The 13,703-nt window shown below is 70.0% G+C and carries 11 protein-coding genes; 10 read left to right on the forward strand and 1 reads right to left on the reverse strand.

The genetic code is table 11. The features are described from left to right. The first annotated feature begins 348 nt into the window (after window positions 1-348). From PKO50_RS16065 to PKO50_RS16095, 7 genes are all read left to right on the forward strand, one after another. Window positions 349-1,248, forward strand: coding sequence for an AraC family transcriptional regulator (locus PKO50_RS16065; protein ID WP_109937025.1), 900 nt, complete (start codon window positions 349-351; stop codon window positions 1,246-1,248). A 145-nt stretch (window positions 1,249-1,393) separates the two neighbouring features. Beyond that, window positions 1,394-3,616 carry a TonB-dependent siderophore receptor gene (locus PKO50_RS16070; RefSeq protein WP_275630297.1) on the forward strand — a complete coding sequence of 741 codons (2,223 nt, stop codon included), beginning with the start codon at window positions 1,394-1,396 and terminating at the stop codon, window positions 3,614-3,616. Between the two features lie 7 nt (window positions 3,617-3,623). Further along, complete coding sequence (locus PKO50_RS16075) at window positions 3,624-4,517, forward strand: PepSY-associated TM helix domain-containing protein (RefSeq protein WP_275630298.1); 894 nt, start codon at window positions 3,624-3,626, stop codon at window positions 4,515-4,517. Next, a complete protein-coding gene (locus tag PKO50_RS16080; protein WP_275630299.1) occupies window positions 4,510-5,628 on the forward strand; it encodes an ABC transporter substrate-binding protein in 1,119 nt (372 codons plus the stop codon). Before PKO50_RS16075 ends, PKO50_RS16080 begins: the two co-directional genes overlap by 8 nt. Continuing rightward, window positions 5,625-6,683 carry an iron ABC transporter permease gene (locus PKO50_RS16085; protein ID WP_275630300.1) on the forward strand — a complete coding sequence of 353 codons (1,059 nt, stop codon included), beginning with the start codon at window positions 5,625-5,627 and terminating at the stop codon, window positions 6,681-6,683. Before PKO50_RS16080 ends, PKO50_RS16085 begins: the two co-directional genes overlap by 4 nt. A gap of 26 nt (window positions 6,684-6,709) precedes the next feature. Next, complete coding sequence (locus PKO50_RS16090) at window positions 6,710-7,474, forward strand: ABC transporter ATP-binding protein (RefSeq protein WP_275630487.1); 765 nt, start codon at window positions 6,710-6,712, stop codon at window positions 7,472-7,474. Between the two features lie 28 nt (window positions 7,475-7,502). Further along, window positions 7,503-8,717: an MFS transporter gene (locus PKO50_RS16095; RefSeq protein WP_275630301.1), complete on the forward strand. Its 1,215-nt coding sequence runs from the start codon at window positions 7,503-7,505 to the stop codon at window positions 8,715-8,717. On the opposite strand, the gene PKO50_RS16100 is transcribed toward PKO50_RS16095, so the two are convergent. Then, a complete protein-coding gene (locus PKO50_RS16100) occupies window positions 8,718-9,677 on the reverse strand; it encodes an alpha/beta hydrolase (protein ID WP_275630302.1) in 960 nt (319 codons plus the stop codon). It abuts the gene before it with no gap. A 993-nt stretch (window positions 9,678-10,670) separates the two neighbouring features. On the opposite strand from PKO50_RS16100, the gene PKO50_RS16105 reads away from it, so the two are divergent. The 3 genes from PKO50_RS16105 (at window position 10,671) to PKO50_RS16115 (ending at window position 13,655) form a co-directional block, all read left to right on the forward strand. Further along, window positions 10,671-11,420, forward strand: a complete 750-nt coding sequence (locus tag PKO50_RS16105) for a GntR family transcriptional regulator (RefSeq protein WP_275630303.1) — start codon at window positions 10,671-10,673, stop codon at window positions 11,418-11,420. Beyond that, window positions 11,417-13,159 carry a fumarate reductase/succinate dehydrogenase flavoprotein subunit gene (locus PKO50_RS16110; protein ID WP_275630304.1) on the forward strand — a complete coding sequence of 581 codons (1,743 nt, stop codon included), beginning with the start codon at window positions 11,417-11,419 and terminating at the stop codon, window positions 13,157-13,159. The genes PKO50_RS16105 and PKO50_RS16110 overlap by 4 nt, the downstream gene beginning before the upstream one ends. Window positions 13,160-13,409: 250 nt before the next feature. Beyond that, complete coding sequence (locus PKO50_RS16115; RefSeq protein WP_009622146.1) at window positions 13,410-13,655, forward strand: ferredoxin family protein; 246 nt, start codon at window positions 13,410-13,412, stop codon at window positions 13,653-13,655. Window positions 13,656-13,703: the final 48 nt, after the last annotated feature.

Below are 13,703 nucleotides of genomic sequence, written 5' to 3' on the forward strand. Positions count from 1 at the left end.
CTGGGACCTTGCCGGGAAGGCCGTGCAGGACGTCGGTGGGGTCTGGACGGCGGCAAGGCTGCCGCCTCTGAAGTGCCCGGGCGTGGGCGGTACGCAGTGGAGTTCCCTCTCCCTGTTGTTGCGAGTCATTATCAATATCCCGCTAATCCGACAGCGGCAAGGACGGTCGCCTTCGATCCCGCGCCTTTTTCTTTGGATCGTGGAACCGCTGCCGGCCGGCGCGGCGCCTTCGCGCCCGATGGGCCGCGGCATGGCGCCTGGTACCGGCACAAACAATAATAATTCTCATTAACGGGAGGGTTTTCCCATGCTAGCCTGGGGCTCCATCCGCCAAGCAAGGAGAGAAGGATGTCCAGCAGCAAGGCTACGCTGCGCAGCGTGCCCAACGACTTCACCCTCAGCGTGCCCGGTTGCGGCGCTGCCCTGGCGGGCGGGGCGGCGGACATCACCCTGTCCGCCGGCACCGTGGTGATGCAGAGCCAGGCCTGGATGCAGGAGCCGCTATGGAAGGGCCTGAAGCTGATCCTGGTGCTCAGCGGCCGCCTCGACTGCCGCGTCGAGGGCCAGCCCCCGGTGGAGATCCGCGGCCCCACCCTGTGCGCGGTGGCCAACCAGGGCGAGTTCTGCGGCGACCACCTGTTCGCCAGCGGCGTGCCGGTACGCTATGCCACGGTGCAACTGGACTTCCCGGCGATCCGCAGCGTCGGCCTGGAGCCCGACCGCCTGTTCCGGCAGCGCCACGACGGCGGCCCGGTGCTGTTCTGCCGGCCTGCCTCGCGCTCGCTGCTGGCCCTGGCGCGGCAGATCGTCACCTGCCCGCTGCACGGGCCGTCGCGGGCCTTCTACCTGGGCGGCAAGGCGCTGGAACTGACCGCCCTGGGCCTGGAGGACCTGCTGGCCGACCAGGGGCCGGCCAACGCCGGGATGCGCCTGAACTCCGCCGACCTGGAGCGGGTGCAGGCCGCCCGCGAACTGCTGTGCCGCGACCTGCAGCATTCCCCATCGCTGGCCGCACTGGCGCGCCAGGTGGGGCTCAACGCACGCAAGCTCACCGAGGGCTTCCGCCAGTTGTTCGGCAGCAGCGTCTACGCCTACCTGCAGGAGGTCCGCCTGAGCGAGGCCTATCGCCTGCTGGCCAGCGGCGAGAGCAACGTGTCCAGCGCCGCCTACCGCGTCGGCTACAGCCCGGCGCATTTCTCCATCGCCTTCCGCAAGCGCTTCGGGGTATCGCCCCGCGAGCTGCGCTGAGCGCTCCAGGCGGCAGGGGTTCCGCCGTTTTTTCCCAATCGAAAGAAATGGTCGCGCAATCCAATGTTTTCCCCCGGCGCCACGAATGCTTGTTGAGATAAGTTCGCATTCGCATTTTTGAACCCCTCTCAGCATGGAGCGAATCATGGCAACCGGCCCCCGGCAGTTCGGCCCCCGAAACCTACCCTCCCACCTCCTCCCCCGCGGCCTGCGCCTGGCCGGGGCGATCCACGCCCTGGCCCTGGGCGTCGGCCTGGCGAGCCTGCCGGGCCAGGCCCTGGCCGAGGGCGACGAGCGCCCGGAACAGGACGTGCTCTCGCTGGACAGCAGCACCGTCCTTGGCAGCGGCGAGAACCCCGTGGGCCCGGTGCCCGGCGTGGTGGCCCGGCGCAGCCTCAGCGGCACCAAGACCGATACGCCGATCCGCGAGGTGCCGCAGGCGCTGTCGGTGGTCACGCGCAAGGAGATGGACGAACAGAAGGCGCAGTCGGTGGCCGAGGCGCTGCGCTACACCGCCGGCGTGCAGGACACCACCGGCGCCGCCTCGCAGCGCTTCGACTCGATCAAGATCCGCGGCTTCGACGTTTCCAGCACCGGCATGCTGCGCGACGGCCTGCGCGGCACCACCAGCCAGGCCTGGCCGAAGGTCGAGCCCTACGGCCTGGAGCGCGTCGAGGTGCTCAAGGGCCCGGCCTCGGTGCTCTACGGGCAGAACGCCCCGGGCGGGGTGGTCAACCAGGTGAGCAAGCGCCCGCTGGACCAGCCTTTCCATGAGGTGGAGGTGATCGGCGGCAACCACGACCGGCGCCAGGGCCAGTTCGATTTCAGCGGCCCGCTGGACGACGAGGGCAAGTTCCTCTACCGCCTCACCGGGCTGGGCCGCGACAGCGACACCCAGACCGACCACATCGTCGACCGCAAGACCTTCGTCGCCCCGGCCTTCACCTGGCGCCCCGACGAGGACACCGACCTGACCGTGCTGGCCGAGTACGCCGAGGACGAGTTCGGCGCCCCGCGGGTGTTCGTGCCGCTGCGCGGCAGCCTGCTGCCCAACCCCAACGGCAAGATCAAGCACAACCAGTTCCTCGACGAGCCGGGGCTGGACAACCACCGCACCCAGTACGCCCTCGGCTACCTGCTGGACCACCGCCTGAACGACGTCTGGAGCCTGCACTCCAGCGCCCGCTACAGCCACGTCAACCTGCTCACCAACACCGCCAGCGGCATGGGCCTGGCCGCCGACCAGCGCACCCTGATGCGCAGCGCCTACCGCTTCCGCATCATCGGCGACGTCTACGCCCTGGACAACAACGCCCAGGCACGCTGGAACATCGGCGACACCCAGATGACCTCGCTGCTGGGCCTGGACTACCGGCGCACCCGCGAGGACTACTACCTGCGCGCCGGCAAGGCTGCGTCCATCGACATCTTCAACCCGGTGTACGGCCAGGGTTTCGGCCCCGCCGACCAGCCCATGGCGCAGACCCAGCAACGCGCCGACCAGGTCGGCGTCTACGCCCAGCAGCAGTTCACCTTCGACGACCGCTGGGTACTCAGCCTCGGCGGCCGCCAGGACAGCTCCAGCGCGCGCACCGACAACCGCCTGGCGGACAGCGGCAGCAAGCAGCGCGACGAGAAGTTCACCTACCGCGCCGGCCTGGTCTACCTGGCCGATAACGGCCTGGCGCCCTACGTCAGCTACTCCACCTCGTTCAACCCCTACCTGGGGACCGACTTCTACGGCAACGCCTACAAGCCGCTGACCGCCAAGCAGTCGGAAGTGGGCGTGAAGTACCAGCCCAAGGGCTACGACAGCTTCATCACCCTGGCGGCCTACGAACTGACCCAGGAGAACGTGCTGACCACCGACCCCGACAACAACCTCAACCAGGTGCAGACCGGCGAGGTGCGGGTGCGTGGCCTGGAACTGGAAGGCAAGGCCAGCCTGGCCCGCGGCCTGGACCTGGTCGGCAGCGCCACCTACAACGACGCCGAGGTGACCAGAAGCAACAACCCCGTGGAAAAGGGCCACCGGCCGACCAACACGCCGCGCAAGATGGCCTCGCTGTGGCTGGACTACACCCAGCCCGACGGCCCCCTGGCGGGCCTGGGCTTCGGCGCCGGGGTGCGCTACCTCGGGCGCACCGAGGCGGACGCGGCCAATACCATCACGGTGCCCTCCTACACGTTGCTCGACGCCGCGGTGCACTACGAACTGGGTCGGCTGTTCCGCGAGGCCGATGGGCTGCGCCTGTCGCTCAATGCCAGCAACCTCACCGACAAGCACTACTACAACGGCTGCAGTACGAGCAGTTGCACCGTCGGCGAGGACCGCAGCCTGATCGCCAGCCTGAGCTACCGCTGGTAGGCCGCCGATGGCAGATCCGCTGGTATCGACCAGGGCCGGCCGGCGGCGTGCCTGGCTGGCCCTGCACCGCTGGCTGGCGCTGCTGTTCGGCCTGCCGCTGGCGCTGCTCGGCGCCAGCGGTGCGCTGCTGGAGCTGCGCGGCCCCATCCTGCGCTGGGAGCTGGGCGCGGCCGCGCTCAGCGCCAAGCCCCACGCCGCCAGCGCTACCGCCCTTGACGACGCGGCATTGCGCGAGCGGGCGCGGCGGGCCTACCCGCGCTTCGCCCGCGTGCTGGGCAGCGCGGCGCCGCGCCAGGGTTTCCTGACCAGCGACAACGCCCTGGTCTTCGGCACCCTGGTCGACCGCCCGGGCACCGCGGTGGCCATGCTCGACCCTTACGACGGCGAGCCGCGGGCCTTCTTCGTCTTCGACGACCTGTGGCTGGCCAAGGTGGTCGCGCTGCACCGCAGCCTGTTGCTGCCGCCGCCACTCGGCTTGCCATTGCTGGTGGCGTGTGGCGCGGCGCTCTGCCTGTCGCTATTCAGCGGCCTCTACCTGTGGTGGCCGGGCCGCCGCAACTGGTGGGCCGCGGCCAGCCTGCGGCGCGGCAGCCAGGGCACGCGACGGCTGCGGGAATGGCACAACCTGTGCGCCAGCTGGCTGTACCTGCCGCTGCTGCTGATCGCCCTGACCGGCACCTGGCTGGCGCTGCCGCCTGGGCTCGCCGGCGCTGCGCCAGCCAAGCCGCTGCTCTCGGCCCTGCACGGGCGACTGGGCCTCGGCACCGCGGGCATGGCCATCGCCTTCCTCGCCGGGCTCGCCCTGCCCGTGCTGTACCTCACCGGCCTGCTGCTGTGGTGGCGCCGCCGCCCGGCGCGCCAGGCCCTTCCCTCCACGCAAGGAAACCCATCCCATGATTAGCCTCCTGAAACAGGCCTGCCGTGGCCTGCTGCTGTTGCTCCTGTGCACGCCGGCCCTGGCGGCCACCCTCACCGACCTCGCCGGACGCAAGGTCGAGGTGCCGGCCCAGGTCAAGCGCGTGCTGCTCGGCGAAGGCCGCATGATCTACTCGCTGTCGCTGCTCGAAGGCGCCGATCCCTTCGCCCGGGTCGCCGGCTGGCAGGGTGACTTCCGCGGCCTCGACGTGCAGGGCTACGCGGCCTACCGCGCGCGCTTCCCGCAGGCGGACCAGGTGCCGCTGGTGGGCGGCACCTCGGCCGATACCTTCAGCGTCGAGAAGGCCCTGGCCGTGCACCCGGACCTGGTGCTGCTGGCGCTCAGCGGCGGCCACGGCCCGGGCCCCGGCAGCGAGGCCGTGGGCCAACTCGAGGCGGCCGGGGTGGCGGTGCTGTTCGTCGACTTCAGCGAGCATCCGCTGCTCAACACCGTGCCGAGCATCCGCCTGCTCGGCGAGGCCCTGGGCCGGCAGCAGCGCGCCGAGGCGTTCATCGCCTTCTACCAGCAGGCCATCGACGCCGTGCGCCAGCCCCTGGCCGCGGCCGAGGCGCGCGGCGAACTCGAGCGCCCGAAGCTGTTCATCGACATGCTCGCCGGCCTGCAGGACTGCTGCGGCTCGCCCGGACGCGGCAACTTCGGCGAACTGATCGAGCTGGCCGGCGGGCAGAACATCGGCGCCGGGCGCATCCCCGGCGCCATCGGCACCCTCAACCCAGAATACATTCTCGCCAGCGACCCCGAGCAGTACGTGGCCACCGGGGTATTCGGCGCCGGCCGCGGCGGCGTCACCCTCGGCTATACCGCCACCCCCGAGCAGGCCCGCGACAGCCTGGCGCAGATCGCCAGGCGCCCGCCGCTGAACGAGTTGCGCGCGGTGCGCGAGGGCCACGTGCACGCCATGTGGCACATCTTCTACGACTCGCCGGAACACCTGGTCGCCGCCCAGGCCCTGGCCAAGTGGCTGCACCCGGCGCTGTTCGCCGACCTCGACCCCGAGCGCACCCGCGAGGAGCTGTACCGGCGCTTCATGCCGATCCCGCCCGGCGGCGTGTTCACCGTCAGCCTGCAGCCATGAGCCTGTCGCTTTCCCACGAAGGCGCCGCGGCCGGCTACCGGCGGCGCTTCGCCCACCGCCGCCTGGCGCTGCTGGGCCTGGGCCTGGCGTTGCTCGCCAGCCTGGCTCTGGACGTCGCCAGCGGCCCCTCGGCGCTGGAGTTGTCGCGCCTGCTGCAGATTCTCTGGGACCCCGACGCGGTGCCCAGGGTGGAAGCGGTGATCGTCTGGTCGGTGCGCCTGCCCTATGCGCTCATGGCGGTACTGGTCGGCGCCGGCCTGGCGCTGGCCGGCGCGGAGATGCAGACGGTGCTCGACAACCCGCTGGCCAGTCCCTTCACCCTCGGCGTGTCGGCGGCGGCCTCGTTCGGCGCGGCCCTGGCCATCGTGCTGCAACTGGGCATTCCGGGCGTGCCGGCGCAGTACCTGATCTCGGCCAACGCCTTCGTCTTCGCCCTCGCCTCGGTGGCGCTGCTCTATGCCCTGGCGCGCTGGCGCGGGTTCGGCGTGGAGAGCCTGGTGCTGTTCGGCATCGCCCTGGTGTTCGCCTTCAATGCCCTGGTGGCGCTGCTGCAGTTCGTCGCCAGCCAGGACAGCCTGCAGCAACTGGTGTTCTGGAGCCTCGGCAGCCTGGCCCGGGCCAGTTGGGCGAAGCTCGCGGCCATGGCCCTGGCGCTGCTGCTGTGCCTGCCCTTCGCCCTGCGCCAGAGCTGGGCGCTGACCGCCCTGAGCCTGGGCGAGGAACGCGCCCGCAGCTTCGGCGTGGACGTCGGCCGCCTGCGCCTGTTCAGCCTGCTGCGCATCAGCCTGCTGGCGGCGCTGGCGGTGTCCTTCGTCGGCACCATCGGTTTCATCGGCCTGGTGGCGCCGCACATCGCGCGGCTGCTGGTGGGCGAGGACCACCGCCTGTTCATCCCCGCCAGCGCCCTGGCCGGCGCGCTGATCCTGTCGCTGTCGTCGCTGGCCAGCAAGACCCTGGTGCCGGGCGTGCTGGTGCCGGTGGGCATAGTCACGGCCCTGGTGGGCATTCCCTTCTTCATGGCCATCGTCCTGCGCCAGCGTGGAGGTATCCGGTGAACGGCCTGCACATCGAACGGCTGAGCATGGGCTACGGCGCCCGGCGCATCCTTCGCGACCTGGACCTGCCGGCGTTGCAGCCGGGCAGCCTGACCGCCCTCATCGGCCCCAACGGCGCCGGCAAGTCCACACTGCTGCGCGGCATCGCCGGCCTGCAGCCAATCGCCGGGCGGGTACTGCTGGACAATGTCGACCTCGGCCGCCTGCCCCTGGCCGAGCGCGCGCGGCAGGTGGTCTACCTGCCGCAGAGCCTGCCGGAGCGCACCCGCCTGTGCGCCTTCGAAGCGGTGCTGGCGGCGGCCATGGCCGGGCGCAGCCTGTCGCTGCTGGGCGGCGGGCACCCCGACGCGCAAACCCTGCGCGGCATCGAGCAGGCGCTGGCGGCGCTGGACCTGACGACGCTCGCCGACCGCCCCATCGACGCCCTGTCCGGCGGCCAGCGCCAACTGGTCGGCCTGGCCCAGGCCCTGGTGCGGCGCCCGCGGGTGCTGTTGCTGGACGAGCCCACCAGCGCCCTGGACCTGTACCATCAATGCCAGGTGGCGGAAGCGATAGTCGAGGCCACCCGGGCGCGCGGGCTGATCAGCCTGATGGTGGTGCACGACATCAACCTGGCCCTGGCCTGCGCCGACCGGGTGCTGGTCCTGCACCAGGGCGGGCTGGCCGCCGCCGGAGCGCCCGCCGAGGTGATAGACGCACGCCTGCTGCGCGAGGTGTACGGCGTGCGCGGCAGCGTCGAGCAGGTGCGCGACCGCGGCCTGCTGCTGGTCGAGGGGCGCCTGCGCCCTTGAACCCTCTTCCCACTACCCAGGAGCCCCCATGTCCGAAACCCCCGACGCCGTCCCCGCCACCGCCGAGGCGTCCTTCGACCTTCGCCCGCTATTGTTCTCCACCATGGCCGGGACCATGGCGATGATGGCCTTCGTCTCGCTGGTCGGGCCCATCGCCCGGGTGCTCGGCCTGCAGGCCTGGCAGGCCGGCGCGGCGGTCACCGTGTCCGGCGTGCTCTGGCTGCTGCTGGCGCGGCCCTGGGGCAATGCCAGCGACCGTGTGGGGCGGCGGCGCATCCTGCTGCTGGGCAGCGCCGGGGTGACCTTGTCCTACGTGCTGCTGGCGGTCTTCGTCGACACCGCCCTGCGCCTGCAGCCCATCGCCGCGCTGTCGTTCCTCGGCCTGCTGCTCGGCCGTGGCGCGGTGGGCGCCTTCTATGCTGCGCTGCCGGCCGCCGGGCAGGCGCTGATCGCCGACAACTACCCGCCACGGCAGCGCGCCGCCGCCCTGGCCAGCCTGGGCGCGGCCAATGCCGTGGGCATGGTGCTGGGCCCGGCCATCGCCGCCCTGCTCGCCCGGCACAGCCTGAGCCTGCCGCTGTACGCCATGAGCGTGCTGCCGCTGCTGGGCTTCGGCGTGCTCTACGCCCGCCTGCAACGCCAGGAGCACCACCTGCAGCGCGTGGCGCAGAGCATCCGCCTGGGCGATGCGCGCCTGCGCCGGCCGATGCTGGTGGCCTTCGTCGCCATGTTCTGCGTGGCGGTGGCGCAGATCACCGTGGGCTTCTTCGCCCTCGACCGCCTGGGCCTGGCGCCGGGCGAAGCGGCCCAGGCCGCCGGGGTGGCGCTGACCACCGTGGGCGTGGCGCTGATCCTCGCGCAGTTGCTGGTGCGCCGCCTGGACTGGGCGCCGCAGCGGTTGATCCGCGTCGGCGCGCTGGTGGCCGGCATCGGCTTCGCCGGCACCTGCCTGGCGCTGCAGGCCTGGCAGCTGTGGCTGGCCTTCTTCGTCGCCGCGGCGGGCATGGGCTGGGTGTTCCCGGCCTTCTCGGCGCTGGCGGCCAATGCGGTGAATGCCGACGAGCAAGGCTCCACCGCCGGCTCCATGGGTGCCGCCCAGGGCCTGGGCGTGGTGCTCGGCCCGCTGGCCGGCAGCCTGCTCTACGGCCTGGAGCCGCGCCTGCCGTACCTGCTGGTCGGCGCCCTGCTGGTGCTGGTGGCGGCCTGGCCGGAAGGCGCGCGGGCGCCCGCCGCGGCGGCCTGATCAGGCCGGGTAGTGACGGCCGAGGAAGTCCAGCAGCAAGGCATTCACCTCGGCCGGACGCTCGTTCTGGATCCAGTGGCCGCAGCCTTGCAGGCGGTGCTGCTCCAGGGCCGGCACCACCTCGGGCATGCGCTTCAGGGTGTAGGCCTCCAGGCTCGCCACCGGGTCGCGGTCGCCCACCAGGAACAGCGTCGGCGGCTTGACCAGTTGGCCGGCCAGGGGCTCGCTGAAGCGCCAGTTGCGCTCGAAGTTGCGGTACCAGTTGAGCGCCCCGCGGAAACCGCGGCTGGCGAAGGTCTCGATGTAGTGCGCCAGGTCCGCCTCGCTGCACCAGGCCGGCAGCGCCCGCGGCGTCGGCAGGCCGTCGAACAGCCGCGCGTCGGCGGGCTTGTCCTGGAGGAAGGGGTCGCCCTCGTCGGCATCGCGGAAGAACAGGCGCAGGCTGCGCTCGATATCGGCGTCCAGTTCGGCCTCGGCCAGGCCCGGCTGCTGGAAGTAGAGGATGTAGTTGAAGCGCCCGGCGAAGACCTCGCGCAGGATCTGCGTGGCCGGCCGCTTCGGTCGCCCGGCATAGGGCACCGACAGCGTGGCCAGGGCCTCTACCCGCTGCGGCGCGAGCAGGGCCAGGTGCCAGGCCACCAGGGCACCCCAGTCGTGGCCAACCACCGCCGCGCGGGCCTGGCCGAGGGCGTCCATGGCGCCGAGGATGTCGCCGCACAGGCTCTGCAGGTCATAGGCCTCGATGGGCTCGGGCGCGTCGCTGCGGCCGTAGCCGCGCATCTCCGGCACATGTACGCGATAGCCGGCCCGCACCAGGGCCGGTATCTGGGCGCGCCAGGAGTGCCAGCACTCGGGGAAACCGTGTAGCAGCCAGACCGGGCGGCCCTCCTCCGGGCCGGCTATGTGCACGCACAGGTGGATGCCGTTGACCGGCAGGGTGCGTCGTTCGAGGGGCTGCATGGCGAGTCTCCGGGCTTTTGTCGGGACGCTAGCAAGGGTGAGGCATGGCGTCATTCGTATTCGTCGGGCGAATGGTTGGGCATGGGAATCGTGGGATGGATGATCGCGGACGAAGTCCTACAATCGTGTTTCCAGGTGACGCAGGCGTTGGGTTCAAAAGCGCCCTCTCCCCAACCCTCTCCCGCAAGCGGGAGAGGGGGCTGTCCTGAGCGGCGAGAGAATCCTGAGTCATCCTGAAAACACCTAACCCCACCCCGTCATTCCCGCGAACGCGGGACGCGGCTCCATCGCGAACAGCGCTTGCGCTGGCCCGAAGGGGAATAATCCAGTGACTGCGGGGTTCGCGAGCAAGAACTAGGCGTCCCCCTCGATCCTACGAAGAGCCGTGTCGCTCTTGATTTTGGATTTCCAGAGAAATATCCGAGCGCACCGGAACGCCCCTTCAGGAGGCCGAGCGAAACCGGCGCTCAGGAGGTCATGCGACATGGATGTCGCGAGAGCCCCGCGGGCTACAAGGACGTAACCTCGGGGCGGGCCTCCGTGGAGGGGGAGTTCGTGAGGGTAGCCCGGCTTCATCGGGCCCGTATGCGGGGCAAGCCTTCTTGGTTACTTCTTTGGCGTTTGAAAGAAGTGACTCGCCCGAGGGGGCGAAACAAGAGACATCAACGCACTCGGAGCGGCGCGCTACACCAAGCCCCCATGTTTTGTGGGGTTCCCGCGAACGCTGGAAGCCAATAGACAGTGGCTCCTACGACCGTACTCAACCATAGCCATGGTGATGGGTATCGCCACCCCACCCATGCCATTCACATGTAGGAGCGCGCCCTGCGCGCGATTCGCGGGCAGGGCCCGCGGCAGGAAGGCATGGCATTCTCCCCTCGTAGGAGCGGACTCCCCCTGCCCCGCGCATATCCATATGCAAATCCGATCTTTCCCACCCGGATTCTTATTCCCCTATAGTCGCCCCACAACTCGTCATAACAAGTCATAGCCATGACCGAACTGCTCCCCCTCTCCCCCGTCCCCCTGTACAGCCAGCTCAAGGAACTGCTGCGCACGCGCATCCTCGACGGCACCTACCCGCCCCTCAGCCGCATGCCCTCCGAGGCCGAGCTGGGCAAGGCGTACGCCGTCAGCCGCATCACCGTGCGCCAGGCCCTGGGCGACCTGCAGAAGGAAGGGCTGATCTTCAAGATCCACGGCAAGGGCACCTTCGTCGCCAAGCCCAAGGCGTTCCAGAACGTCAGCACCCTGCAGGGCCTGGCCGAGTCCATGGGCCAGCGCGGCTACGAGGTGATCAACCGCCTGCGCAGCTTCCGCTTCGTCCCCGCCGACGCCCAGGTGGCCGCGCGCCTGCAGGTGGCCGAGGGCGACACGGTCGCGCAGATCAAGCGTGCGCGCCTGGTCAACCGCGAGCTGGTGTCGCTGGAAGTCACCTACCTGCCCGAGGCCCTCGGCCGCCGCCTGGAGAAGGCCGACCTGGTGACCCGCGACATCTTCCTCATCCTCGAGAACGACTGCGCGCAGCCCCTGGGCCACGCCGACCTGGCCATCGACGCCATCCTCGCCGACGCCGAGCTGGCCGCCGCCCTGGAGGTGGAAGAAGGCTCGCCGGTGATGCGCATCGAGCGCCTCACCCACACCGCCGACGGCCAGCCGCTGGACTACGAACACCTCTACTACCGCGGCGACGCCTTCCAGTACCGCCTGCGCATCGACCGCCACAAGGGCCCGCACGCATGAGCCACATCGACCTCCCCGAAGACAAGGAAAGCGCCTACGACATCGTCGTCATCGGCGGCGGCACCGCCGGCCCCATGGCGGCCATCAAGGCCAAGGAAGCCAACCGCGAGCTGCGCGTGCTGCTGGTGGACAAGGCCAACGTCAAGCGCAGCGGCGCCATCAGCATGGGCATGGACGGCCTGAACAACGCCGTCATCCCCGGCCACGCCACGCCCGAGCAGTACACCAAGGAAATCACCGTGGCCAACGACGGCATCGTCAACCAGGCCGCCGTCTACGCCTATGCCACCCACAGCTTCGAGACCATCGAGCAGCTCGACCGCTGGGGCGTGAAGTTCGAGAAGGACGAGGTCGGCGACTACGCGGTGAAGAAGGTCCACCACATGGGCGCCTACGTGCTGCCGATGCCCGAGGGCCACGACATCAAGAAGGTGCTCTACCGCCAGCTCAAGCGCGCGCGGGTGGAGATCACCAACCGCCTGGTGGCCACGCGCCTGCTCACCGACGCCGAGGGCGCGGTCAACGGCCTGCTCGGCTTCGACTGCCGCACGGCGCAGTTCCAGGTGATCCGCGCCAAGGCGGTGATCCTCGCCTGCGGCGCCGCCGGGCGCCTGGGCCTGCCCGCCTCCGGCTACCTGATGGGCACCTACGAGAACCCGACCAACGCCGGCGATGGCTACGCCATGGCCTACCACGCCGGGGCGGAGCTGGCGAACCTGGAATGCTTCCAGATCAACCCGCTGATCAAGGACTACAACGGCCCGGCCTGCGCCTACGTCACCGGCCCGCTGGGCGGCTACACCGCCAACTCCAAGGGCGAGCGCTTCATCGAGTGCGACTACTGGAGCGGGCAGATGATGTGGGAGTTCCACCAGGAGCTGGAAGGCGGCAACGGCCCGGTGTTCCTCAAGCTGGACCACCTGGCCGAGGAAACCATCCAGACCATCGAGGACATCCTCCACGGCAACGAGCGCCCCAGCCGCGGCCAGTTCCACGCCAACCGCGGCACCGACTACCGCAGCCAGATGGTCGAGATGCACATCTCCGAGATCGGCTTCTGTTCCGGCCACTCGGCCTCGGGCGTATGGGTCAACGAGAAGGCCGAGACCAGCGTCCAGGGCCTATACGCCGCCGGCGACATGGCCGCGGTGCCGCACAACTACATGCTCGGCGCCTTCACCTACGGCTGGTTCGCCGGGCGGAACGCCGCGCAGTACGTGGCCGAACGGGACTTCAGCGAAGTCGACCGGGCCCAGGTGGAACGCGAGCGCGAACGCGTCTTCGCCCCGCTCGGGCGCGAGCACGGCCTGCCGCCGGCGCAGGTGGAGTACAAGCTGCGGCGCATGGTCAACGACTACCTGCAGCCGCCGAAGGTGACCAGGAAAATGGAGATCGGCCTGCAGCGTTTCGCCGAGATCGGCCACGACCTGCAGCAACTGAAGGCGAACAACGCCCACGAGCTGATGCGCGCCATGGAGGTCAGCGTGATCCGCGACTGCGCCGAGATGGCCGCGCGCGCCTCGCTGTTCCGCACCGAGAGCCGCTGGGGCCTGTACCACCACCGCGTGGACTACCCGCAGCGCAACGACGCCGAGTGGTTCTGCCACGCGCACCTGAAGAAGGACGAGAACGGCGCCATGACCAGTTTCAAGAAGCCGGTGGAGCCGTACCTGATCGCCTTGGACGATGAGGAGCAGAAGGCCTATGAGCGGTTGCGGGTGAAGAACGAAGCGGCCTAGGAGCCCTAGGAGCCCCTCTCCCCCGCCCTCTCCCGCAAGCGGGAGAGGGAGCTGTTCGGCGCGAGCGGCACTGACGGAGTCAGCCGGCGAGCGCGGAAATATCCATCGTTCAGGACAGTCCCCTCTCCCTTCAGGGCGGGGCGCGCAGCCGAGGGTTAGGGAGAGGGTGGCGAGCCGAGCGCCGAACCTTCCCTGAGCCACCAGACCACCGGCACCAAGACCGGCCAGCAACACCACGAGGAACCGTGCCATGCCCCACCAGCCCCAGGAAATCTTCTTCCGCTCCAGCGCCCCGGTGACCGTGGACGAGGACAAGTGCATCGCCGACAAGGGCTGCACTGTCTGCGTCGAGGTCTGCCCGATGGACCTGCTGGCGATCAACCCCGCCACCCAGAAGGCCTACATGGCCTTCGACGAATGCTGGTACTGCATGCCCTGCGAGAAGGACTGCCCGACCGGCGCGGTGAAGGTGGAAATCCCCTACCTGCTGCGTTGAGCGACGCTTCCCTGTAGGAGCGGGCCCTGCCCGCGATTCGCGCGCAGG

The sequence above is a fragment of the Pseudomonas sp. 273 genome (assembly GCF_029201425.1).
GTDB classification, from domain to species: Bacteria; Pseudomonadota; Gammaproteobacteria; order Pseudomonadales; family Pseudomonadaceae; genus Pseudomonas; species Pseudomonas delhiensis.